Origin of the sequence: Chitiniphilus purpureus (genome assembly GCF_025642115.1) — a bacterium.
In the GTDB taxonomy this organism is placed as follows: domain Bacteria; phylum Pseudomonadota; class Gammaproteobacteria; order Burkholderiales; family Chitinibacteraceae; genus Chitiniphilus; species Chitiniphilus purpureus.
This window is the reverse complement of sequence record NZ_CP106753.1, coordinates 1,737,041-1,760,370: the sequence shown is the minus strand read 5'-3', so window position 1 is coordinate 1,760,370 and position 23,330 is coordinate 1,737,041. Positions and strand designations below refer to the sequence as shown.

Below are 23,330 nucleotides of genomic sequence, written 5' to 3'. Positions count from 1 at the left end.
ACACCGTAGTCTATGCAGACCTCAGTGATACGTCATTCGCGCACCACATCAGCGCAGCGTACTGCGGCCGCCATGCTTCTCGTTCTTAGGTAGCTTACGCACGGACAGTGAATGCTTGGCTGTGGGCAGTGTCATCCGTATGCAGCAGCAGCATTCGATGCATTCAAGCTGCCTACACTTGTCAACGCACGCAAGTCACCAGCACCTCACGTTGTATCAGCCAGGATGCGGACCATCTGCCACGCAGTACTTGGCTGACCCCCACTTCGAGCTGCCCCAAAGCAATGGCTTCGATCAGGTCAGGGGCCAGTTGTGCCAGTCGAATTATCTTGCTGGCTTGCCCAAGGTCGATGCCTTCAGCTGCAGCAATCTCGGTCATTGAAGCGAACCGACCCTCATCCAGCAGGCGTTGCCAGTGATGCGCCAGTCCAAGTGTCCGCATCAGGGGGGTGTTCTGCATCTGCTCGCGTCCCTGCCATTCACGGCGGGCCTCATCCAGGAATTCCTGTGGCGCATCCAAAGGTGTAATCACCTGCTTCCTGAGCCCCCGCTTCACCAGCGTCCACGGCACAAACGTCTCCAGCTGCACCCCACCGGCGGGGTTCGGCACTTGGTAGGTGACTGGTTCACCCTTGAATCGACCCCGGTGCTTTTTACTCATGTCTCCCCCTCGAATCGCTTCATGATTTGCCGCTGGGCTTCCCAATGTGTCGGTAGGCGGTTCCGCTGAAACCACATCAGCGTCAACCGCCGCGGCTGCTTTCCCGCCATCAATTGCTCGATGATGTCAGGGGCCAACAGGGTCAAGCGCAGCAGTTCGTTGACCACGGACTGATGTAGTTTCTCTGCCCGCGCAATGGCTGAGCCGCTAGTCACGGCACCAGTATCCAGCAGGTGCTGCCAGTAGAAGGCACGCGCCATGCCGTCGATTAAAGTGACGTCGTGGACGTCCCGGTCGCCGCTCGCCACGCGTTGGACACCGCGACGGCGGAATGTCAGTGGTACGAAGGTCGCCATCGGTTGGTCCATCAAGCCTCCACCTCCAGCAGCTCGGCACCGATACTGCCCGGTGCGAATTCCTCGATCAACGCATTCCAGCCCAGCTCCCGCCATTTCACCTTGATTCCCTGTTCCTCACCTGTATCAATGAGGTCGATGCGTTCGATCATGAGATTGGCGATGCGGTGGCGCTCGACCGGAAACAACTGCTCCCAAATGTCGTTCAAGCGCCCCATCGCCATTACGATCACCGCTTCATCGAGCTGCGGGCCATTGCACTGAATGTGGCTTACGACCGCTGCGACTGCTTCTGGACTGGCCAGCACGGTACGAATCTGTGCAACCACCACCGCCTCGATCTCCAAGGCGGGCAGGCGTTCGTAGCGTTTGCCCGGTGCACCAAAGCGGCTTTCCGACTTGGATACGTAGTAGTGGTACTGGCGGCCGTTTTTGCGCGAATAGGTCGGATACATCCGTTCACCCGAGGGGGCGTACAGCAGACCTCGCAACAAGGCATCGGTGCGCGAGCGAATCTTGGTGTCCACCGACCGGGCGTGGCCATTCCTGGCCAGCACATCATGTACCCTCCCCCATAGCTCGGAATCGATAATGGGCCGGTGTGCACCGACGTACCATGTTCCCTTGTGCGACAGTTCGCCGAGGTAGATACGGTTGCGCAGCAGCTTGTGCAGGTACTTCTTGTCGATACGCGCGCCGGAGCGCGTCTGTCCCGCCTGCGTGATCCAGGCCTTGGTGGTGATGCCCTCGGCGGTGAGATTGGCAGCAATCTGCGTAGGTGAGCCGATGGTGAGCATCTCCTCGAAGATGCGCCGCACCACGGCCGCTTCGGTTTCGTTGATCACCAGCAGGCGATTCTCGACGTCGTAGCCCAGGGGCGGTATCCCGCCCATCCACAATCCCTTGCGCTTGGCTGCGGCGATCTTGTCACGGATGCGCTCGCCGGTGACCTCACGCTCGAATTGGGCAAAGGACAGCAGCACGTTCAGCATCAGCCGTCCCATTGAGGTGGTGGTGTTGAACTGCTGTGTGACCGACACGAAAGACACACCATGCCGTTCGAACACCTCGACCATCTTCGAGAAGTCGGCCAGGCTGCGTGTCAAGCGGTCGATCTTGTAGACCACCACCGTATCGATCTGGCCGCGCTCAATGTCCGCCAGCAGACGTTTCAGCCCAGGCCGGTCGGTGTTGCCACCCGAAAAACCCGGGTCGTCGTAGTCATCGGCCACCGGGATCCAGCCCTCGGCACGCTGGCTGGCGACAAAGGCATGCCCTGCCTCCTTCTGTGCATCGATGGAGTTGAATTCCTGATCGAGGCGCTCATCCGAAGACACCCGACAGTAGACCGCACAGCGTTTGCGCGCTTTGGCCGAAGCGATCTGGCTAGCGTTGCTCATCGCGCCCCTCCTTCCCGTTCAGGCCGAAGAACAACGGCCCCGACCAATGCGTACCGGTAATCTGCCGGGCCACTGCGGTCAGGCTCTTGAAGGTGTTGCCCTCGTACTCGAACAATCCCTCAGCGGTGACGACCACCTTGTGTGTACGCTCGCCCCACTCCCGCAGCAGGACGGTACCGGGTGCAAAGCTAATGTCTCGCGGGCGTGCCCGCAGCTTGATCTTGGAATGCTTGGCGCCAATGGCCTCCAGCCGCTGGCGCGTGCTATGCGACAGGCCACCAAACGCTTCTTCCTGGATCTTGTAAGCGATGCGGGATTCGATAAAGGCGCGATTGGGATTGACAGGACGGCGACCGAAATACTGGTCCCATACCTGCCAGAGTTCGGCCATGGGCAGACTGGGCAACGCCGCAAGCCGTGCGGCGACAGAGATATGTTTGTCGTTCATCACAACGTTTCCTGTTGATAGGGAGTTGAATGAACGCGCTGGTCGGGCAAGAAGCCAAGTCCGGCCTCTCTCTGTTTTGACGCTTCTGCAACGAGCGCCCGGGTGATGGTGGCCGCAAGAATGGCGGCGATTTCAGCGGCGCGGGCGCGGGCGTTCATCTCTAAAGAAGATGCAAGTTCAAGGTTCTTCATCACGGCTCCGGGGAATAGCAACCGTCACCGATAGTGATCGCAATCCTCCCAAATGGATGGCCATACAGGGTAAACACCTTGTCTTGCAAAGCAGCATAAGCAAGACAATGTTGATTACGATTCTCGAAAGAATTTATAATGAATATAAGGCAGAAAAACAAAATTTCGGGAGGGGCGTATCGCGTGATCGTCGTAGCGCTGGCGACGTTGCCGCTTCATCGGAGGTAGGCAACAGCCTTGTTCAAAGGAGTAATAAAGTGGCTAAGAACTCCCTCAAGAACAGCAAACACCTCGTCGAGTTGATTGAATCTGCAACGCTGCCCGCCATCGCGCTGCTTTCCAAAGTCGATCAGTTCGCCTTCCTCAGCATATTGGATGCGTCGCAACCCGAGAATGTCGCCCGGTCCGCGTTGATCAAGGCACTGCCGTCCGTCAGACCGGCAGCCATTACCATCGCAGACGAGGAAGCTGTACGCCTCCTGCAACTAGCACAATTCCGCACCGAGGAAATGCTCGAACACGCCTACTCGTCTATCGAGTTCAAGGGGCACCCCGAACTCGATACATTTGATCGTACCGCCGATGCAATGACCCGATTGATCTGGGTAAGGGTCAAGGCGCCAGAAATCTTCGATCAGATCGAAACCATCTACCTGACCCACCATTTTCATGGGCACAGGAAGTTCATGAGCTTCAACGTGCTGGATGGTGATGGCCGTGATTTCGTCTGGACAGAGGAAGTTGCGCAGAAACTCCACGAGGGCGTGAGCGAGATTCTGGAATTGGACGACGACGCCAAGGCAAGCTGCGAAATCATCCATTTTGAAATGGAAGATGGCATTGGAGCTTGCAAACGCAGGTTCCACTACCTCGTCGTCTATCACCCTGGACAGATGCGCACCTTGCGCCAGATGAAGGAGCGACGACGCGATCTGCTGCTCTATATCCCGGCACTTGAAGCGACCCTGGTCTACGACCCTGCCGAGAACAAAGTCCATGTCCTTTCCCGCCGGCAGAGTACAGCGAGGCAACTGGCCGATCGGTTTTCATTGATCGGCTTCGACAAGCCGCTCTCAAAGCACCCGGTGGACGCGGTCAGCTATGAGCTGGCCCTATTCAAGCAACCAGTTGATCTGAAAGCCGCCAAGGCTACCGGCGTGATCGTGGTGGATGCCTGGATTTCGTCGTTGAACATGACCTTGGGTCATACCCGGCACAGCATTAACCTGACCCTGGCCAGCAACGACGATATCTGGCGGGTCGCCAGTGACCAATTCGGCGAACACAACCCGATCACCGCCTGTCGTTCAATCCAAGACGTGGCGCTGTCATTCGTCGTGCGATTCGACGGCGAGTCCGAAACACGAGCGTTGGACATCACGCTTGGACAGCGGGGGTCATGCAATCTGTTTACGCTGCCCCATCCGCGACTACGCCGATGCGGCGAGGAGCTCCTGACCTCGCTGGGTGTGATGAAGCGCGTTGAACCTGCCAAAGTCGGGGCAAATGTCGCAATGTTCCACGCGGAAATGAAACTGCTTGATCTGGCTCTGCATGAGATCGACGGTCATCTGCTGGCCATGCTGCAATTGCCCACTACCGATCTCGTTGCCAAAGGCCTGCTAAAGAAGAAGAACCTGTTGGGCGACTACATCACCGTGCCGGTGGACGATTACGACGGTCAATCCGGCTTCCGGCGGCTCAAGGTGCACTCAAACAGTACGAGCACGTGGGCGCAGGACGAGCTGAGCGGGAAGTGCTTTGATCTGACCGAAGGGGATCTGTGCCGATACGGAGTCGACACGTCGTATCTGCGGGAGCGGCTCAACTTGCTGCTTAGGGATCAACTGATCGACAAACCTCTCACGTGCGACGAACACGAGCCATTCATTCTCGGCAACTACCGAATGGGCGATCAGCGGCTCCCTGTTGCCCTGGTGTCCGGTTTATGGGATTCCAGACATGCCGACAAGATGGATGCGCAGCTACGCCAATCCAATCTTGGTCTGGCACTCGTCCTGACTACGACCACCGATTCTCATCGCCGCTTTCTCGGCCCGGGCATCGTCGTGCCATTGCACAGCCTGCTCGTTGATGATGAGGGTGAGATCAGGCTTGAGTTGTCGCGTGCCGAGGGTGAAATCCGCCGCCGGCAAAACGCTGCCGCTACCGTAGCTACCCCACGCTTGATGAAGGATGACGCACGCAATGCGCTGCTGGTCGGTCCCTGGCCAGATCCATGGCCGCTCACAAAGAAGGAATGGATCGACGTAGTCGACGTGCTCGTGGCGGCATGGACGTCAGGCAAAAAGAAGTGCCGCAAATTACAACTGGAAGCGGCAGCAGGTACGACTATCCGCGGCTTGAACGAGTTTTTCCGAGGCGCACCAGAGTGGACCAACTACATCCGAGGTGCCGACGGCAATATCAAACCGCGCGTTTGGGAACTCAACATCGGCCAGCCCGATTACCAGCAGCCAGCTGCCGATAACGCCAAGGACGTCATTGATCGCGCCCAGATCGCAACGGAAAAACCGTAAACTCCATATAAATCAATATGTTGTGATTTCTGCGTAATTTCAGCGGGATCATTGCGAAATATCGCAACCCGAGATGCGAGGAAATAGGAGCACTTCAACAAAAGGAGTGCTCCCAATGCAAAAACAAGTCCCCTCTGTTCAATCCGGTCGGAAGGCTACCCGGCCTCTCCCGGATACGGCCACCCGCATCGCCCTCAACGAAAATGAGCTGGCCACCCGCTGGGGCCTCTCTGTCAAAACCCTACGTCGCTGGCGACAGGAACAACTCGGTCCGGTCTTCTGCAAGCTCGGCGCGCGCGTCACCTACCTGATCTCCGAAATCGAAGCCTTCGAGCGCCGCGTCTCGCGTTACTCGACTTCCGCACGTGCGTATCAATGAGGGGATGGCGATGAGCGATCTGACCCTCTTCCCCGCCGACATCGCCGAGATGTCCGTGACCCAGCTGGCCGCGTTGCCGCCCGTGCAAAAGCACGAGATCGGCGAGAACCTTGATGCCGCTATCGACTGGCTCAAGCAGGCCCGCACCAAGTTCGATGCGGCGCTCGACGCTGCCTACGGCGAACAGGCCCGCGCCGCGCTGCGTGAATCCGGCCGCGATTTCGGCACCGCCCATATCAGCGATGGCCCGCTGCATCTCAAGTTTGAGCTGCCCAAGAAGGTCAGCTGGGATCAGAAGCAACTGGCTGAGATCGCTGCAAGCATCGTCGCCTCAGGCGAGAAGGTCGAGGGCTACCTCGACATCAAGTTGTCCGTCCCCGAATCCCGCTACACGAACTGGCCTCCGGCCCTGCAACAGCAGTTCGCCGCTGCCCGCACCGTGGATTCCGGCAAACCGTCTTTCACCCTTTCCATCGATTCGGAGTAATGACCATGAGTACCGATCTCATCGCTTTGTTGCGTCAACTTCTGCCGTCCATCTACAGCAATCACCTTCCTGACGAAATTCGGTATCGCCGCGCGGACAGCCACGATGTCGTTGTTCCGCTCGATGCCGCCACCGTGGATGAGCTGGCTTTTGCTATCCAGCTGGTCAATGTGGAATTGCTGGCACTTGGTCAACGCCGCGACGCCCTGGAACCCATGCCAATCCGTTTCTTCCAGTGCATAACCGGCCAGATGCACCGTTTGCGTGAGCCGTTGAAGCATTGCGTCCTGTATCGGTCGCGGACCCTGATCCGCTCATGTCGGCGGAGCATAGATAGGTGAGGCCGAGGTTGTCTACCGCTGGCCGCCGACCAGCGCAATCTTCTCTGCTGACGCTTGCCGTAGGCTGATCGATGCAATTAGCATCGGAAGTTTCTGACACCCAACCTCAATCTCCCCATGGATCTTACCGCCCTGCTGTCCTCATTCGCCTCGGCCTTCTCCCAGGGGCAGCGGCTGGTCTCGCTGCAGTTGGGCGATGGGTCGTATTGGGGCGAGACGCTGCTGCCGCAGGCGGTCCAAGGCGAGGAGGCGCTGTCCCAGCCCTACCGCTACCGCGTCGAATGCCTGTCGCCGTCGGTCGATCTGGAACTCAAGTCCCTCCTCGGCCTGCCGGCCCAGCTGGCCCTGCTGACCGCCGACGGCGCCGAGGTGGTGCGCTGCGGCGTGGTCACCCGCGCCGAGGCGTTGCCGTCCAACGGCGGCTTCGCCCGCTATGCGCTCACCCTCGAACCGCCGCTGGCCTTGCTGGCGCATCGCCGCACCAGCCGGGTGTTCCAGGACATGACCGTGCCGGACATCGTCAAGGCGGTGCTGGACGAGCACCTCGCCGCCAACCCGGTGTTCGGCGCCCCCTTCGCTGTCCGCTTCGACCTCAAGGCCGAGTACGCCCCCCGCTCCTACTGTCTGCAGTACCGGGAGAGTGATCTGGCCTTTGTTTCCAGAATCCTGGCCGAGGAGGGTCTGGCCTACACCTTCGTCCACGAAGCCGGCGACACGCCCAAGGTGACGCTGCTGGCGTTCGACGACCCCTATGCGCTGCCGCAGGCCGCACCCGGGGCGGTGCGCTTTCATCGGGCCGATGCCACCGAGGCCGAGGACAGCCTCACCGGCTGGACCAGCACCCGCCAGCTGGGGTCGGGCCGCGTGGCGCTGGCCAGCTTCGACTACAAGCCGGTGGCCACCCTGCACGCCCAGGACGGCACGGTGATCGACCAGGGCGAAGGCGGCGCCCAGGCCGAGCGCACGTTGGAGGACTACGACGCCCAGGCGCTGTACTACGCCGGCGACGACGGCGAGCTGGCCCGCTATGCCCGGCTGCGCCAGCAGGCGCGGGATGCGCAGAAGAAGGGGTTTACCGGCAGCGGCACCGTCCGCAACCTGCGGGTGGGCGAGTGGTTCCAGCTGCGCGAGCATCCGCACCACGACGCCGATGCGCCCGAGCAGCGCGAGTTCGTCGCCACCCGGCTCACCTTCCGCGCCCGCAACAACCTGCCGGGGGACTTGGCCGCCCAACTGGGCGAATCCACGACCGACGCCGCGCCGTTCCAGGTCGAATTCGACGCCCAGCGCCGCGGCATCCCGCTGCCGCCGGCCTACAGCCACACCGAACACGCCAAGCCCACCGCCCCGGGGATGCAGACCGCCACCGTGGTCGGCCCGGCCGGCCAGGAAGTACATACCGATCCATACGGCCGGATCAAGGTGCAGTTCCACTGGCAGCGCGGCCAGGAGCACCCGGACTTCGGCGCCAACCTGGACGAGCGCTCGTCCTGCTGGGTACGCGTGGCCTACCCCAGCGCCGGGGCGCAGTGGGGCCACCAGTTCATCCCGCGCATCGGGCAGGAAGTGCTTGTTTTATATGTGGAAAACGATATCGACCGCCCCCTGGTGGCCGGGGTGATCGGCAATGGCAGCCACCTGCCGCCCGCCTTCTCCGGCGCCGGCAGCCTGCCGGCCAACCACACCCTCTCCGGCATCAAGAGCCAGGAATTCGGCGCCACCCGCTACAACGAACTGCTGTTCGACGACACTGCGCAGCAGATCCGCGCCAAGCTCTCGTCCGAACACGGCAAGACCCAGCTCAACCAGGGCTACCTGGCCCACCCGCGCACGGACGGCAAGGCCGAGCCGCGCGGCGAGGGCTTCGAGCTGCGCACCGACCACGCCGGGGCGCTGCGCGCCGCCCAGGGCCTGCTGCTCAGCACCGAGGCCCAGCCCGGCGCCGCCGGCCAACAGCTGGACCGCGAACAGGCACAAAGCCAGCTCGACGCCGCGCAACAGCTGGCGCAGACGCTGTCCGACACCGCGCAGCACCAGCGGGCCGACCCGGCCGAGATCGGCCCGACCCTGCTGGATAGCGAGGGTGCGCAACAACGGCCAGCCCGCCAAGGCCACCTGGACCACCTGAACGAAGCGCTCCAGGCCTGGGAGGCCGGCAGCAACACCGACGCGCAGGGCAAGACCGCGCAGGACCAGCCCGGCCAACAGCCCATCCTGCTCGCCAGCGCCCCGGCCGGCATCGCGCTGACCACCGCCAACGAACTGGTGCTCAACAGCGGGCAGAACCTGGACACCATCAGCCAGCGTGACACCCAGCAGACCACCGCACGCCGCTGGATTCACAACGTGGGCAGCAAGATCAGCCTGTTCGTGCAAGGGGTGGCGGACAAGGTGAACCTGAAGCTGATCACCGCGAAGGGGCATGCGCAGCTGCACGCGCAGTCGGGCGATGTGGAGATCGTAGGGGACAAGAATGTGCGGGTGCACGCCAACCAGCAGAAACTGGAAGGCGTGGCCAAGGAGGAGATGCTGCTCAATAGCGGCGGGGCCTACATCCGGATGCGTGACGGCCGGATCGAGCTGCACGCCCCGGGGCAGATCAGCATCAAGGCCAGCAGCTATCACTTTGATGGGCCCACGAGTCTGGATGCCCCGCCGCGTACGTTCAAGGCGGCCAACGGTTGCGAACCCGAAATCAAGGCCGCGGCGGCAATGCAAAGCGCCACGGTCACGCTGGGATAAATCATGTCTGCCAGCCTGATCTGCCCACCGCTGTCCTGCAGCGATGCACCGGCTTTTGCTGATGCACTGCTGCCGCTGCTGCACCAGCAATCCGGCCGGGCACTGCTGCTGCTCGATCCGGCACTGCGCCCGCCGCTGCCGGGCGACCCGCTGGCCGCGGCCCTGGAAAACGGCCCCTGGCTGCCGATCGGCATCCGCGAGCGCGAGGTCGATCCGGCGCTGATCCCCTTGTTGATCGAACTGGATCTGCACGATGCCACTGGCGTGGCCGTGCTACGGGCCAGCGTGGCCGAGGCCTGGGCGGAGAACCAACCACAACGGCTAGCCCGCGGCGAAGGGCGGCGCATCTGCGGCTGGCTGAGCACGCCATTTACGCTGGCGCAAGTGGCCCGGCACCTGGGGGCATTGTGCGTACAGACCCGGCCCGACGGGCGCCGCACCTTGCTGCGGCTGTTCGACCCTGCGGTGACGGCAGCGCTGGACCTGATCCTGACCGCTCCGCAGCGGATGCTGCTGCTGGGGCCGTGCTCATCCTGGCTATATCTGGACGGGGAACGCCAGTTGGGCGGGCTACAATCCGATACGCCCCGGCAGGCCGTGGGCGGGATCGGCTGGAGCAATGCGCAATGGGCCGATCTGGACCTGCTGGGCGCCGCCAACCTGGCGCTGCTCGCTCTGCGCGAAGCCGGGTTGCTGGACGATGCCTCGTATGCACCAGCCCGGCAGGCCGCGCTGCCGGCCTTGCGCCGCGCCGCCGCACTGGGCTTTGGCGATGCGCACGACCTGAGCCACTTTGCACGACATGCCCTGACCCTCCATCCCGCATTCGACAGCCATCCGGTCATCCGCGCGCGCCTGACCCAGAGGGCGCCGGACGACTACTACACCGCGCTGATCGCCGACCTGACCGAGGCCGACTGGCAACAGATCCGCGCCATGCCTGCCGCCCCCACCCCCCATCACAGCCCGACATGACCGCCCCACCCTGCAAATACTGCCAAGCGACTGGCCTGCCCATTCTTCCGGTGCGCTATACCGTGGTGCCCAAGGCCGTGACGCCGGCACTGCCGGGCTGGGCCAAGGGCGCGCTCGACATCAACAGTGTCAAGCTACAGGGCGACTACCACTACGCGCTTCGCACCTTGCGCGAGGGCTTTGTCTACCTGTTCTACGAGAAAGGCCCGCGCGGCAACAACTACTGGGAATGCTTCAGCGTCACCGCCAACGGCGAGCTGTGGAAACAGCCCAGTGCGCCACTGGCCCACGGCCAGAGCAGCTTTGCCTGCAACAACCCTGGGCACAATGCCAACCGGATGGAGCATCTGTGCATCGAGCAGCCGGAGAAGTGCGGCAAAGTCTGGGTGGCGTTCAGCGATCACAAGTGGAGCAAAGAAACGCTGGATCGCTATGCTGCGGACGCCAGCCTTCGGCCCAAGCGTTTCCAGGCCATCGAACCCGCGCAATGGATCAACAGCAGCAAAGCCGAGCACGCCACTGTTGCAACGCAGGCCAGCCTGAGCGAGGTCTTGGAGTACGCACCCAAGTTCAAGGAAACGCAGCTGCCATTCAAGACCACGGTCGAACCCATCAGCGAACCGGATGGCACCTACAAGGCGCCATTGCTCAAGGCACAGAGCACGCGTGAGCCTTGGTTCATCCGGCAGGGCAGGCAGGGCAACACCATCAAGGCCATGCAATTGCGTGGGGCCAAGAAGGCTGGGGGCTTTCATCCGCCGATGCTGCTGGCCGTGCATGACGCGATCGGGATTACCCACGAGTTGAATGGCTATCGCAACGAAGCGGCAGGCCGGCTACAGCAGTATTTCGATGAGCGCGCGCTGGAGATCCATGCGCTCAACAACATCGATACGCTGGAACTGAACCAGAAGAACTACGCTGGCGACCGCACTCGCAAGACCGCTGAAGAGATGAAGAGCAATGCGGCCAACTGGTACGACCCGGCCACGGAAGCGCAGCGTCGCCAGGCAGCCCTGCTGAAGAAGGAGCCTGACCGCACTCAGGAGCTGCAGGTGCTCAGCATCCGGCAGCGGTGGGCTGCACAGCAAGTACCGATGCACTACGCGCAAACGCTCAATGCCTGTCACCTGAGCTACCGGGAGCCGGAACGCAGCCGCAAGATTGCCGAACTTGAACAGGAAGTAAATCAATTCGTGGCGCAACGCCCGCAGCGAATCGATGACTACGTCAATACCAGCCGGGAACGCAGCTGGAGCCGCTACGAGCCCAAGCTGGACCGGTCCCGCATCAATGCGTTCCGAGCGCAGTACGAACAGATCCAGGCCGCAGGCGATATGCTGATCGATCAGCGTACGATGGACCTGATCGCCTGGCTGGAAGCACCACTGCTGATCGACACGTTCGAGGACTACCACGACAGCAACATTGAAGATGGTGTCGCCTTCGATGATCAGGTTGACCATTGCCTGTTCGGAATCGGCTCCAGTAAAAGCGGCCAAAAGAAACTCGATGCCTGGGTGGAAGAAGCCAAGGCCAGCATCAAAGGCAACCTGCTGTGGCGCTCCATTGCACTCAATCAGAAAGCCGCGGTCGAAGAGGTCGATCAGGTTCTGCAATTGGCGAAGATGAACACGCCCATGTCCGAGCGTGCCTACGAATTCGCACTTGCCAACCTGAAAAATCTGCAGCGATTTGCCGACACCTACAAGAAGGCGCAATCGGTCTTCAACACCAATCAGAAAGCCAAGGATGGCGGCAAAGCCTTTGGCGTGCCGCTGAAGAGCGTCAACACGCGCAATCTTGATTCCAAGGTAATCACAGCCGGCGACGCCATCTTCAAGCAATTCAAGTTGGACAAGGCGGGGGACTTGCTGGGTGAGAAGATCATCAAGCACATGTTCCTGGTGCGCGCGATGGTCGACCCTGAGGATGTGCGCAAGCTTATCGAGACCGAGATCAAGCACGAACGCTTTGTTCGGGCAGACATCCTGCAACAGCTCAAGGAGGCGGATACCCCGGAGAAGCTGCTACTGCGCCCTTCCGAGCAGGCCAAGGCGATCCAGGCCCAGTGGGCTGCACTCAGGAAAGATTCCAAGAACGCATCCGTACTGAAAGACGCTCGCCTTGCCGCCATCGTTGGCGTGCTCGAAGCGCTGAACTTCGCGAAGCTGGCGCGCGACGCACAAGCCAAGGGCGATGCCAAATCCATCTTCGCGCTGGCGGCGTCCGGGGCTACCATCGCAGCCTCCATGCTGGATATCAGCTCGGTGGCAGCGAAGGCGCTATTCAGCGACACGTCCTGGACCTACCAGAAGCTGAAATTTTACGGCGGTATGTTGTCGGGGGTGACTTCGACGGTGGTTGGAATAGTCGATGTGTTTACTGGTCTTGATAAAAGACGAAAAGGCCTCTATGGGCTCAGCAATCTGTATTGGTTGAAGGCTATTTTAGGGCTAGTCAGCGGTGCTTCAACCATCTTTGGCGCGATTGGCTACGCAGCGCCTCTTGTGTACCGCATGACTGGCCGCGTTGCAGCGGGCGTCGCGGTAGAGCAACTCGGCAAAAAAGCCGCAGTTATCGTGGGCTTCCGTGTACTGGGTATGACCATCGGCGCGTGGGTCACAGTAGGCACAATCGTCGTCCATTTTGCGATCATTTGGCTCACCGACGATGCATTGCAAGAATGGTTGGAATTGACACCATTTGGCATCAAGCGAAAGGAACCCGGAGCGTTCAAAACAGTGAACAAACAGGACGACGTCTTGCTTAAGTCGGTGTTTGGCATAGAGGCTCCTAAACCTGCGCAAGCACCAACGCATCGCCCCTACGGAATGCCAAGCGCGGGAAGCCCGACCAACGCTGGCTCATATCCTCCCCGTCCGTAACTTGAGGAGTAGAAATGTCTGCACAAGTGCTACGTGGCAAGATAACGAATTTACGCAAAACGCGAGAAAGCGCTAGTTTTTTCTTCACGGATAGTGATCAAACTGCGATGGGCGTCGTCGCCGTTGCGGCGGCAGCTGTCGGTCTGGGTTCTCAGGCAATCGCAGTTGCCTCTGCAACCACAAGCATTGAAGAAGAAGCGGATTATCTGGAATTTGAACTCGATGGCCAGGATATCCGGGGCTGGGTTTGGCGCTGCCCTTTTAGCGAAGGCGACGAAGTCGAGGCTGTAGTGGAGAGAGAAGGTGGGCATTATGTAGCCTACGCGATTACTCGCCCCGCAGATCGCACCATGGCGCTATATCCGCACTGCTCTCGTGGGAAATTGGCTCACGTTAAAAATGCTGTCAAATGGTGGTTCTTGGGAGTAAGCATAGTACTGTTCGTTGGATTTCTCATAATCTCTTTGGCCGCAATTGGTGATGGCATAGAATTCGTGATTGATATATGGAAGAATTCACTTCCTTGGGTTGGCCTTGCTTTATACGGATTTTTTGGGGTTATGACGATATCCTTGACAAAAAAGTGGATGCCTTTTGTTCGCCTTTCTGAGAAATGCTTTACCGCCTTGGGGTGGAAGAACACCTCCAACATTGATCTGGTCAAGACAACTAAAAAGGCGCGTACTGAATCCGACCCTGGCGAGCTAGGCGTTATGTACTTCCGCTATTGATCGCTATGTCTATTCACTGCCTGCGCGGCAAAATCTCTAATTTACGCAAGACGCGAGAAAGCGCTAGTTTTTTCTTCACGGATAGTGATCAAACTGCGATGGGCGTCGTCGCCGTTGCGGCGGCAGCTGTCGGTCTGGGTTCTCAAGCCATCGCAGTTGCTTCAGCCTCAACGAGCGTAGAAGAAGAAGCGGACTATTTGGAGTTCGAGTTGGATGGCTGCGATATCAGAGGCTGGGTATGGCGCAGCCCTTTCAATGAGGGTGACGAAGTAGAAGTGGCTGTAGAAAGAGAGAGGGGGGGGCATTACATTGCGTACGCAATTATACGTCCATCTGATCGCACAATTGCACTCTACCCTCATTGCTCGAGAGGAAGATTGGCCCATATCAAGAATGCGGCCAAGTGGTGGTTTTGGGGGGTTAGTGCGTTGCTCGTCTTTTCATGTATTTTTATCGGCGTTCTTAGCTATTTTAGTGGTTACAGCAGCCTGGGCTCATTTCTATCCCATGGTTTCGAATACTTCGCTTTGGCTTTCTACGCTTTTTTTGGGTTAATGACTTATTCCATGATAAAGAAATGGATGCCATTCATTCGCCTCTCAGAGAAGTGTTTTGCCGCATTAGGCTGGAGCAATCCATCCAACGTTGACCTTGTTGCGTCCACCAAAAAGGTGCGCACCCACTCCGACCCGGGTGAACTGGGGGTGATGTACTTCCGCTATTGACCGCTATGTCCATTCACCTCCTGCGCGGCAAAATCTCTAATTTACGCAAGAAGCGAGAAAGCGCCAGCTTCTTCTTCACCGATAGTGATAAAACCACAATGGGTGTCATCGCTGTTGCTGCAGCGGCAATCGGGGCTGGCTCGCAAGCAATTGCGGTCGCCTCTGCGACTACAAGCGTTGAGGAGGAAGCGGACTATTTGGAGTTCGAGTTGGACGGCTGCGATATTAGAGGCTGGGTATGGCGCAGCCCTTTTGGCGAAGGGGATGAAGTGGAAGCGGCAGTAGAGAAGCAGGGAGGGCATTTCATTGCATACGCGATAACGCGCCCATCCGACCGCACCATCGCACTGTATCCACACTGCTCTCGTGGGAAATTGGCGCACGTTAAAAACGCAGCGAAATGGTGGTTCTTGGGAGTAAGCATCTTGCTTTTAGTTGGACTAATCATGATGTTTTTGTTCGCAATCCCTCATGGAAAAGAGGTATTTCTTGGATTTCTCAAGAATATATTCTTATGGTGCAGTTTGGTTTTATACGCATTCTTTGGATTGATGACCATTTCTATGGTGAAGAAATGGATGCCGTTCGTTCGTCTCTCCGAGAAGTGTTTTGCCGGGTTAGGTTGGGAAAACCCCTCCAACATAGACCTTGTGGCGTCTACCAAAAAGGTACGTACTGACTCCGACCCAGGCGAACTGGGGATGATGTACTTCCGCTATTGACCGCTATGCCCATTCACCTCCTGCGCGGCAAAATCTCTAATTTACGCAAGAAGCGAGAAAGCGCCAGCTTCTTCTTCACCGATAGTGATAAAACCACAATGGGTGTCATCGCTGTTGCTGCAGCGGCAATCGGGGCTGGCTCGCAAGCAATTGCGGTCGCCTCTGCGACTACAAGCGTTGAGGAGGAAGCGGACTATTTGGAGTTCGAGTTGGACGGCTGCGATATTAGAGGCTGGGTATGGCGCAGCCCTTTTGGCGAAGGGGATGAAGTGGAAGCGGCAGTAGAGAAGCAGGGAGGGCATTTCATTGCATACGCGATAACGCGCCCATCCGACCACACCATCGCGCTGTATCCTCACTGCTCTCGTGGAAAATTGGCGCACGTTAAAAATGCAGTAAAATGGTGGCTCTTGGGTGTCAGTTTCGCTATTGCGTTCATGGTCGTACTTTTTGTGGCGGTGCATTTCATTAAAGGCGGAGAGGCAAATTTGGTGAATTTTTTTAAGTATGTTCTGCCACTTTTTGCTCTGGCAGGTTATCTGTTTTTTGGTTTGATGACTGTGTCTATGGCAAAAAAATGGATGCCGTTTGTTCGGCTGTCAGAAAGATGCTTTGCCGCATTAGGGTGGGGTAGCCCATCCAACATCGACCTCGTGGCATCTACCAAGAAAGCACGCGCTGACTCCGACCCCGGTGAACTGGGCGTCATGTATTTCAGGTATTGAACTAGGCATGACCCTGCAGCCGTTACGCGGCACCGTCACCCGGCTCAACTGCATCCGGCAGGGCAACGATTTTTGCTTTACTGACGGCTGCATCGCGCTCAATCAGAAAGCCGCGGTCGAAGAGGTCGATCAGGTTCTGCAATTTGACCTCCTCCCGTAAAACCGTAGCGTTCAAAAATAGAGATTTCTGGCAAATTTGATGCCCCTCCGGGCAGGAGATTTGTCATGAAAAAATCAAAGTTCACCGAAGAGCAGATCGCGTTTGCGCTGCGCCAGGCCGAGTCAGGCACGACCGTGGCAGAGGTCTGTCGCAAGATGGGCGTGAGCGAAGCGACCTTCTACAACTGGAAGAAGAAGTACGGCGGGCTGGGCGTGACTGAGCTGCGCCGATTGAAGCAGCTGGAAGAAGAAAACGCGCGGCTCAAGCGCATGGTCGCCGACCTGAGCCTGGACAAGCAGATGTTGCAGGAGGTCATCCAAAAAAATGTATGGTCCGCCCCGGCTTTGCAAGATGATGTATCTATGACAGAACAGTTTGCCTTAATGTATCCGACCTCTCGCGAGTGGACTGTTGTTACAGCCAGGCCATGATGAAATACGCGCACACGGTTTCTAAATAGCGGTTCGGGCTTCGAGCCCGCTTTTTTTACAAGATTTACCATGCGCCGTTTGGCTGTTTTGTCATCAATACAGAATCCAGCAAACTGGGAAAATGGTCAGGCAATACCTCCTTCATGCTGATGTGTTCGTGTGCTGATCTGGCCGTCACGCAAGTAGAGCGCGCCTGGGTGATTGAGTATCGCCCACACAATTCTGGCTAATTTGTTGGCCAGTGCCACGACAACCTTGTTCGCATGCATGCGCGCTTCCAATCTGGCAATCCACTCACCCAGCCGGTCCTTTGACCTGTCTAGGTGCAGAACACAAGAGCGCGCTCCATGAATGAGTAATCGCCGGATATAGCTGTTGCCGCGTTTGCTGATGCCGAGAAGCGTGGGTTTGCCACCGGTGGAATATTGGGCCGGTACGAGGCCTAGCCAGGCTGCAAGATCTCTGGCCTTATGGAACTGATGACCGTCCCCGACTGCTGCCAGAATGGCCGTGGCACCGAGACTCCCGACACCGGGAATGCTGGTCAGGCGTCTGGCTATTTCGGAGCGGGTTGCAATAGCATTGATGTGCTCGGTGATGTCGTTGACGCGATGCTCGATCTGCCCTAGTTCATTTGCCAGATCTTGAAGTATGTCGCGCATGGACGGCGTGAGGTCATTGGTTTCATCAGCGAGCACCTGCGGTAACCCGAGCTTGAACGCACTGCTACCGGCCCGAATGGGGATGCCAAACTCAAGACAGAATGCGCGAATCTGATTAATCAAACGAGTCCTGCTGGCAATCAATCGATCCCGGATGCGATGCAGGGCCTGTAACTCTACTTGCTCTACGGAACGTGCCCGCACAAAACGCATGGTGGGTCGGGTCACAGCTTCGGCAATCGCGGCCGCATCAATCAGATCGTTCTTGTTGGATTTGACATAAGGTTTGACGAACTGGGCAGGAATGATTCTGACGGTATGCCCCAGAGATTCGAGTTTCCTAGCAAGCCATTGCGATCCAGGACAGGCCTCCATGCCAATCAGTGCTGCAGTGGCATTCGAGAAGAAAGTGAAGATGGTGTTACGACTGAGCGTAATGCGCTGTAAAGGATGACCAGCAGCGTCCAGGCCTACTATGTGGAAAGTGGTCTTACCTAGATCAATCCCGTACACCGTTGCGCCAACAGGTTTGTTTCTCATGATCGTCTCCTTGCTGCAAGGTGAAACCCAATCAAAGTATGTTCCCGCGGAGAGAGGGGCGGGCCATTTCATTAGCTGTGAAGCCGGCTCGCAGGCGCGAGCTGGCGAACTGCCTGATCGACGCGTATCGCGTCAGCATTCGACGGGCTACGGCGGTGGTGCAGCTGCGGCAGGCGACGTATTTCTACCGGCCCAGGCCACGCGATGATCGCGCCGAACGTCAACGGATTCGTGAGATTGCCGCCACACGCATCCGTTACGGGGCGCGACGCATCCATGTCCTGCTGCGGCGCGAGGGCTGGCTGATCAATCACAAGAAGACCTACCGGATTTACTGCGAGGAAGGGCTGAATCTGCGGCGCAAGCGGCCAAGACGGCGTGTGGCTGCAGCACACCGGCAGGAGCGGCCGGTGATCTCCAGTTTGAACGACTGCTGGAGCATGGATTTCGTCGCTGATCAGCTGTTCAACGGCCAGAAAATCCGGGCGTTAACTGTGGTGGATAATTTTAGCCGGGAGAGCCTGGCGATCACGGTGGATTTCGCGCTGAAAGCGGCCGATGTGGTGGCGACGATGCAGCATGTACAAGCCCTGCGCGGGACGCCGCAACGGATCCGGGTGGATAACGGCAGCGAATTCATTTCGGTGGCGCTGGATCAATGGGCGTATGAGCATGGGGTGACGCTGGACTTCTCACGCCCCGGCAAACCCACGGATAACGCGTTCATCGAGTCATTCAATGGTAGTCTGCGCGACGAATGCCTGAACGTGCACTGGTTTCTGTCGCTGGATGACGCGCGTGAGAAGATCGAGCGTTGGCGAGTGGATTACAACGAATTCAGGCCGCACAGTGCGCTGGGTGACCTGACCCCGGGCGAGTTCCGGCTCGCCCACCTTGAAGCTGGAAATCTCTAGCTTCGACCGCTCGGTTAAGCGGGAGGAGGTCACCCTTGCCATAGCTATAAACGCCGCCGCTCTCCTGCCAGGGCTGCTTAATCAAGCGCAGTAGTCAATCGTCGTCCTGTACGCGCAAGGAGTGGGAAGTGGCTCGACATGCGTAGTAACCAGTTGAATGCACGCCCATCATGCGGAACAGCCGGTAAACAGGATGGGCTGCTTCATCGTCGCTAATGAATGCGTACTTTACCCGGGCTGCCTGGCAAAGTATGCGGCAGCCTTTAGGATGTCGCGCTCATCGGTCATGCCCTGGATAGCGTGGCGGCATGAGCGGCACCCCAGTCGGGATCATAGGCGGCACGCGGTATTCGCGCTGTTTGCGCCTTTCCCAAAGCTGCGGAGCCTACTCTCGAACTCGTCGCGGCCGACCAACCCGCCGCGCGTTCGCACAAAGAGGACACCAGTGCCCCCTCCGTATCGTGTCGACACTTGCCCACCATTGGTGGCCTTGCGCGCATTCCCATTGCAGCCGGGTGAAGCGGTTTGCGTATGCATCTTGTGATGACAGGCATCGTCCTCCTTTCACCGTTGCTGCCGCCAGAATGCGCTCCCAGGGGATCTTTTTCGCCGCAGCGCTGCAGAACCGGCACCACGATCCCTTCAACACGTTGCCTCCCAGGGCATCCCATTCGTGCCCTTCCCGGCACCTGAAACGATAGCGGTAGCGGTAACCCAGGAATCGGTTGCTCAGGCACTGTCCCCCTTGGTTTGCAGCCGCTTGCTGCAAACGTGCCAAGCCACTTGTTTCTGCCATCGGGCTGTGTCGCACTTGCTCACAGGTGGCGCACCACTCGCCATGCAGTACCGTTTTGGCCGAAGCGAACCATTCATGTCCTTGGCGGCAACGAAACAGGTAGGTGTCCGAATTGGCGCTGGACGGTGCTCCCAGGCACTGCCCGTCGTGCCCTGCAGCAGCCTGTTGCAGTTGCTGCAGCAATGCCGCACCCAGCCGCATCACACTTTGTCCTGGGTTGCATTGCGGGCAACATGCCCCTTCCAGCACTTGTCGGGGCCGGGCCCGCCATTGATGCCCACATGCACATAGGAAGCGATGCGGCTGCCCCCCAAGGTAGATGACCTCCAGGCAACTGCTACCCCGTTGTGCCGCAGCATGTTGCAATATCTGTAGTGGCAATCCAGGTGGACATACCGGACATTCGAAGCGCTGATACAGCAATGTGGATGCTGGCAGCGTAAAGACATGGTCAGCCGTACAGCGCACCGTGTATGGCCTATTCAGTCCCTGCCAGCCTGTTTCCAACGTGTAGCCAGCCAGGTACACCGCCTGCTTGAGCCGTTGATACACCATGGCGTTATAGACCTGCTATGCCGAATGGCCTGTTATGTGGGCGGAGCATAGACAGCATATGGCGGCATTGTCCACCGTTAGCCGCCGACCAGCGCAATACTTTATCCTGACACTTGATGTAGGCTAACCAATGCGGGTAGCATCACGCGTTTCTGACCATGCGTGTTTGCCAGCATGAATCTGCCCGACCTGCTGTCCTCCTTTGCCACCGCCTTCACGCAGGACCAGCGCCTGGTCACGCTGCAACTGGGCGACGGCACAGGCTGGGGCGAGACCCTGCTGCCCCACAGCGTCGACGGCACCGAGGCCCTCTCCCAGCCCTACCGCTATCGGGTGACGTGCCTGTCCCCCTCCATCGATCTCGAACTCAAATCCCTGCTCGGCCTGCCCGCCCAGCTCGGCATCCTGACCCCCGACGGCGCCGAAGTCGTGCGCTGCGGCGTCGTCACCCGCGCCGAAGCCCTGCCGTCCGACGGCGGCTTCGCCCGCTATGCCCTCACCCTCGAACCCCCGCTCGCGCTGCTCGCCCACCGCCGCACCAGCCGCGTGTTCCAGGACCGCGCCGTCCCCGACATCGTCCGTGTCGTGCTCGACGAGCACCTCGCCGCCAACCCGGTGTTCGCCGCCGGCTTTGCCGTGCGCTTCGACTTGCGCCAGGACTACCCGCTGCGCTCGTACTGCCTGCAGTACCGTGAGGCCGACCTCGCCTTCGTCAGCCGCCTGCTAGCCGAGGAAGGGCTGGCCTACCGCTTCGCGCACGAGGCCGGCGATACGCCCAAGGTGACGCTGGTGGTGTTCGACGACCCCTATGCGCTGCCGCAGGCCAGCCAGGGCAGCGTGCGCTTCCACCGCGCCGACGCCACCGAGGCCGAGGACAGCCTCACCGGCTGGACCAGTGCCCGCCAGCTCGGCCCCGCCCAGGTGGCGCTGGCCAGCTTCGACTATCAGCCGGTCACCACCCGCGAGGGCCAGGACGGCAGCGTGATCGACCAGGGCGAAGGCGGCACCCAGGCCGAGCGCACGCTCGAGGACTACGACGCCCAGGCGCTGTACTACGGCCGCGACGACGACGAGCTGGCCCGCTATGCCCGGTTGCGCCAGCAGGCACTCGATGTGCACAAGAAGGGCTTCAGCGGCAGCGGCACTGTCCGCCACCTGCGGGTGGGCGAATGGTTCCAGCTGCGCGACCACCCGCACCACGACGCCGATGCGCCCGAGCAGCGCGAGTTCGTCGCCACCCGGCTCACCTTCCGTGCCCGCAACAACCTGCCGGGCGACCTCGTCGCCCAGCTGGGCGAGTCCACCCCCGACGCCGCGCCGTTCCAGGTCGAGTTCGACGCCCAGCGCCGTGGCATCCCGCTGCCGCCGCGCTACAGCCACACCGAGCACGCCAAGCCCACCGCCCCCGGGGTGCAGACCGCCACCGTGGTCGGCCCGGCCGGCCAGGAAGTACATACCGACGCCCACGGCCGGATCAAGGTGCAGCTGCACTGGCAGCGCCGCCAGGAGCACCCGGACTTCGGTGCCGGGCTGGACGAGCGCTCGTCCTGCTGGGTGCGCGTGGCCTACCCCAGCGCCGGCGCGCAGTGGGGCCACCAGTTCATCCCGCGCATCGGCCAGGAGGTACTGGTGGATTTTGTGGAAGGCGATGTCGATCGCCCGCTGGTGGTCGGCACCCTCTACAACGGCAGCCATCCCCCGCCCGCCTTCTCCGGCGCCGGCAGCCTGCCAGCCAACCACACCCTCTCCGGCATCAAGAGCCAGGAGTTCGGCGGGCAGCGCTACAACGAACTGCTGTTCGACGACACCCAGGGCGAGCTGCGTGCCAAGCTCTCGTCCGAGCACGGCAAGACCCAGCTCAACCAGGGCTACCTGGCCCACCCGCGCACGGACGGCAAGGCCGAGCCGCGCGGCGAGGGCTTCGAGCTGCGCACCGACCACGCCGGGGCGCTGCGCGCCGCGCAGGGCCTGCTGCTCAGCACCGAGGCCAAGCCCGGCGCCGCCGGCCAACAACTGGACCGCGAACAAGCACAAAGCCAGCTCGAAGCCGCCCAGCAACTGGCGCAAACCCTCTCCGACACCGCGCAGCAGCAATTGGCCGACCCGGCCGAGATCGGCCCCAGGACATTGGACCCCGACGGCCAGCCGCAGCACGAGGCTCCGCAGGGCCACCTCGATCACCTGAACGAGGCGCTCCAGGCGTGGGAGGCCGGCAGCAACACCGACGCGCAGGGCAAGACCGCGAAGGACCAGCCGGGCCAGCAGGCGATCCTGCTCGCCAGCGCCCCGGCCGGCATCGCGCTGACCACCGCCAACGCGCTGGTGCTGAACAGCGGGCAGAACCTCGACACCGTCAGCCAGCGCGACACGCAGCAGAGCACCGCCCGGCGCTGGATTCATAACGTGGGCAGCAAGATCAGCTTGTTCGTGCAGGGGGTGGCGGACAAGGTGAACCTGAAGCTGATCACCGCGAAGGGGCATGCGCAGTTGCAGGCGCAGTCGGGCGACGTGGAGGTCGTGGGCGATAAGAACGTCCGCATCTACGCCAACAAGGAAAAGCTCACCGCCACTGCGCAAGAGGAGCTACTCCTGAGCTGTGGTGGTGCATACATCCGCCTGAAAGGGGGCAACATCGAAATTCACGGCCCAGGCTCCCTCAGCGTCAAAGGCAGCAGCTACACTTTCAGCGGCCCCGCCCAAATGACGACCCCAATCAAGCAGTTCCCGGGTGGAGAACTCGAAGGCTTGTACAACGAGCACTTCCAGGTCGCAGATGCTCTGTCGGGCGAAGCCATTGCTGGCTTGCCACTGCGGTTGACCACTGCCGGCTACCGCACGCTGGAGATGTCTTCCGATGTGGATGGCAAAACCAGCCGGTATGGCTCCGGCACCAAGACAGAGAAAATCAAACTCGACTACGTGGGTAATGAAGATGAAGACCACGGCTGGAGCCAGGGCTGA

Annotated in this window: 18 protein-coding genes and 2 pseudogenes; 14 read left to right on the top strand and 6 right to left on the bottom strand. The window is 59.9% G+C overall.

Annotated features, from left to right (window positions below; all coding sequences use genetic code 11):
- Positions 1 to 181: 181 nt before the first annotated feature.
- The 5 genes from N8I74_RS08155 to N8I74_RS08135 are packed head-to-tail and all read right to left on the bottom strand — an operon-like array spanning position 182 to position 3,056.
- The gene (locus N8I74_RS08155; RefSeq protein WP_263126395.1) at positions 182 to 661 is read right to left on the bottom strand and encodes a hypothetical protein; all 480 of its coding nucleotides are present in this window, start codon (positions 659 to 661) and stop codon (positions 182 to 184) included.
- Positions 658 to 1,029, bottom strand: a complete 372-nt coding sequence (locus tag N8I74_RS08150; protein ID WP_263126394.1) for a site-specific recombinase resolvase — start codon at positions 1,027 to 1,029, stop codon at positions 658 to 660. Before N8I74_RS08150 ends, N8I74_RS08155 begins: the two co-directional genes overlap by 4 nt.
- Positions 1,029 to 2,417: a recombinase family protein gene (locus tag N8I74_RS08145; RefSeq protein WP_263126393.1), complete on the bottom strand. Its 1,389-nt coding sequence runs from the start codon at positions 2,415 to 2,417 to the stop codon at positions 1,029 to 1,031. The genes N8I74_RS08150 and N8I74_RS08145 overlap by 1 nt, the downstream gene beginning before the upstream one ends.
- Positions 2,404 to 2,865, bottom strand: coding sequence for a DUF2924 domain-containing protein (locus tag N8I74_RS08140; protein ID WP_263126391.1), 462 nt, complete (start codon positions 2,863 to 2,865; stop codon positions 2,404 to 2,406). The genes N8I74_RS08145 and N8I74_RS08140 overlap by 14 nt, the downstream gene beginning before the upstream one ends.
- The gene (locus N8I74_RS08135) at positions 2,865 to 3,056 is read right to left on the bottom strand and encodes a hypothetical protein (RefSeq protein WP_263126390.1); all 192 of its coding nucleotides are present in this window, start codon (positions 3,054 to 3,056) and stop codon (positions 2,865 to 2,867) included. Before N8I74_RS08135 ends, N8I74_RS08140 begins: the two co-directional genes overlap by 1 nt.
- A gap of 257 nt (positions 3,057 to 3,313) precedes the next feature.
- Between N8I74_RS08135 and N8I74_RS08130 the strand changes: the two genes are divergently transcribed.
- The 12 genes and pseudogenes from N8I74_RS08130 to N8I74_RS08075 all read left to right on the top strand — a co-directional run.
- Positions 3,314 to 5,596 (top strand): hypothetical protein, encoded by a 2,283-nt coding sequence (locus N8I74_RS08130; protein WP_263126389.1) that lies wholly within the window; start codon positions 3,314 to 3,316, stop codon positions 5,594 to 5,596.
- A gap of 115 nt (positions 5,597 to 5,711) precedes the next feature.
- Positions 5,712 to 5,975, top strand: coding sequence for a helix-turn-helix transcriptional regulator (locus N8I74_RS08125; protein WP_263126388.1), 264 nt, complete (start codon positions 5,712 to 5,714; stop codon positions 5,973 to 5,975).
- A 10-nt stretch (positions 5,976 to 5,985) separates the two neighbouring features.
- Positions 5,986 to 6,462 (top strand): hypothetical protein, encoded by a 477-nt coding sequence (locus N8I74_RS08120; RefSeq protein ID WP_263126387.1) that lies wholly within the window; start codon positions 5,986 to 5,988, stop codon positions 6,460 to 6,462.
- A 5-nt stretch (positions 6,463 to 6,467) separates the two neighbouring features.
- The gene (locus tag N8I74_RS08115; protein WP_263126385.1) at positions 6,468 to 6,803 is read left to right on the top strand and encodes a hypothetical protein; all 336 of its coding nucleotides are present in this window, start codon (positions 6,468 to 6,470) and stop codon (positions 6,801 to 6,803) included.
- A 117-nt stretch (positions 6,804 to 6,920) separates the two neighbouring features.
- Positions 6,921 to 9,545, top strand: a complete 2,625-nt coding sequence (locus N8I74_RS08110; RefSeq protein ID WP_263126384.1) for a type VI secretion system Vgr family protein — start codon at positions 6,921 to 6,923, stop codon at positions 9,543 to 9,545.
- 3 nt (positions 9,546 to 9,548) lie between these two features.
- Positions 9,549 to 10,520, top strand: coding sequence for a DUF4123 domain-containing protein (locus tag N8I74_RS08105; RefSeq protein ID WP_263126383.1), 972 nt, complete (start codon positions 9,549 to 9,551; stop codon positions 10,518 to 10,520).
- Positions 10,517 to 13,408, top strand: a complete 2,892-nt coding sequence (locus N8I74_RS08100) for a T6SS effector BTH_I2691 family protein (RefSeq protein WP_263126381.1) — start codon at positions 10,517 to 10,519, stop codon at positions 13,406 to 13,408. The genes N8I74_RS08105 and N8I74_RS08100 overlap by 4 nt, the downstream gene beginning before the upstream one ends.
- Before the next feature lie 14 nt (positions 13,409 to 13,422).
- A complete protein-coding gene (locus N8I74_RS08095) occupies positions 13,423 to 14,139 on the top strand; it encodes a putative type VI secretion system effector (protein WP_263126380.1) in 717 nt (238 codons plus the stop codon).
- Between the two features lie 5 nt (positions 14,140 to 14,144).
- Positions 14,145 to 14,864 (top strand): putative type VI secretion system effector, encoded by a 720-nt coding sequence (locus N8I74_RS08090; RefSeq protein WP_263126379.1) that lies wholly within the window; start codon positions 14,145 to 14,147, stop codon positions 14,862 to 14,864.
- 5 nt (positions 14,865 to 14,869) lie between these two features.
- On the top strand, positions 14,870 to 15,586 hold the full coding sequence (locus N8I74_RS08085; RefSeq protein ID WP_263126378.1) for a putative type VI secretion system effector: 717 nt from the start codon (positions 14,870 to 14,872) through the stop codon (positions 15,584 to 15,586).
- A gap of 5 nt (positions 15,587 to 15,591) precedes the next feature.
- A complete protein-coding gene (locus tag N8I74_RS08080; RefSeq protein ID WP_263126377.1) occupies positions 15,592 to 16,311 on the top strand; it encodes a putative type VI secretion system effector in 720 nt (239 codons plus the stop codon).
- Between the two features lie 225 nt (positions 16,312 to 16,536).
- Positions 16,537 to 16,800: pseudogene (locus tag N8I74_RS08075) on the top strand (transposase); the annotation flags it as partial.
- A gap of 227 nt (positions 16,801 to 17,027) precedes the next feature.
- Here N8I74_RS08075 and N8I74_RS08070 read toward each other — a convergent pair.
- The gene (locus N8I74_RS08070; protein WP_263126372.1) at positions 17,028 to 18,104 is read right to left on the bottom strand and encodes an IS110 family RNA-guided transposase; all 1,077 of its coding nucleotides are present in this window, start codon (positions 18,102 to 18,104) and stop codon (positions 17,028 to 17,030) included.
- 77 nt (positions 18,105 to 18,181) lie between these two features.
- Between N8I74_RS08070 and N8I74_RS08065 the strand changes: the two are divergent.
- Both N8I74_RS08065 and N8I74_RS08060 read left to right on the top strand, forming a co-directional pair.
- A pseudogene (locus N8I74_RS08065) lies at positions 18,182 to 19,018 on the top strand (IS3 family transposase); the annotation flags it as partial.
- Between the two features lie 1,525 nt (positions 19,019 to 20,543).
- Positions 20,544 to 23,330: a type VI secretion system Vgr family protein gene (locus tag N8I74_RS08060; RefSeq protein WP_263126375.1), complete on the top strand. Its 2,787-nt coding sequence runs from the start codon at positions 20,544 to 20,546 to the stop codon at positions 23,328 to 23,330.

Bases quoted from the DNA above. Each gene is read 5' to 3' on its own strand.
- N8I74_RS08095 (WP_263126380.1), top strand. From the start codon at position 13,423: ATGTCTGCACAAGTGCTACGTGGCAAGATAACGAATTTACGCAAAACG.
- N8I74_RS08105 (WP_263126383.1), top strand. From the start codon at position 9,549: ATGTCTGCCAGCCTGATCTGCCCACCGCTGTCCTGCAGCGATGCACCG.
- N8I74_RS08070 (WP_263126372.1), bottom strand. From the start codon at position 18,104: ATGAGAAACAAACCTGTTGGCGCAACGGTGTACGGGATTGATCTAGGT.
- N8I74_RS08155 (WP_263126395.1), bottom strand. From the start codon at position 661: ATGAGTAAAAAGCACCGGGGTCGATTCAAGGGTGAACCAGTCACCTAC.
- N8I74_RS08085 (WP_263126378.1), top strand. From the start codon at position 14,870: ATGTCCATTCACCTCCTGCGCGGCAAAATCTCTAATTTACGCAAGAAG.
- N8I74_RS08125 (WP_263126388.1), top strand. From the start codon at position 5,712: ATGCAAAAACAAGTCCCCTCTGTTCAATCCGGTCGGAAGGCTACCCGG.
- N8I74_RS08090 (WP_263126379.1), top strand. From the start codon at position 14,145: ATGTCTATTCACTGCCTGCGCGGCAAAATCTCTAATTTACGCAAGACG.
- N8I74_RS08140 (WP_263126391.1), bottom strand. From the start codon at position 2,865: ATGAACGACAAACATATCTCTGTCGCCGCACGGCTTGCGGCGTTGCCC.
- N8I74_RS08115 (WP_263126385.1), top strand. From the start codon at position 6,468: ATGAGTACCGATCTCATCGCTTTGTTGCGTCAACTTCTGCCGTCCATC.
- N8I74_RS08120 (WP_263126387.1), top strand. From the start codon at position 5,986: ATGAGCGATCTGACCCTCTTCCCCGCCGACATCGCCGAGATGTCCGTG.
- N8I74_RS08080 (WP_263126377.1), top strand. From the start codon at position 15,592: ATGCCCATTCACCTCCTGCGCGGCAAAATCTCTAATTTACGCAAGAAG.
- N8I74_RS08135 (WP_263126390.1), bottom strand. From the start codon at position 3,056: ATGAAGAACCTTGAACTTGCATCTTCTTTAGAGATGAACGCCCGCGCC.
- N8I74_RS08145 (WP_263126393.1), bottom strand. From the start codon at position 2,417: ATGAGCAACGCTAGCCAGATCGCTTCGGCCAAAGCGCGCAAACGCTGT.
- N8I74_RS08100 (WP_263126381.1), top strand. From the start codon at position 10,517: ATGACCGCCCCACCCTGCAAATACTGCCAAGCGACTGGCCTGCCCATT.
- N8I74_RS08110 (WP_263126384.1), top strand. From the start codon at position 6,921: ATGGATCTTACCGCCCTGCTGTCCTCATTCGCCTCGGCCTTCTCCCAG.
- N8I74_RS08150 (WP_263126394.1), bottom strand. From the start codon at position 1,029: ATGGACCAACCGATGGCGACCTTCGTACCACTGACATTCCGCCGTCGC.
- N8I74_RS08060 (WP_263126375.1), top strand. From the start codon at position 20,544: ATGAATCTGCCCGACCTGCTGTCCTCCTTTGCCACCGCCTTCACGCAG.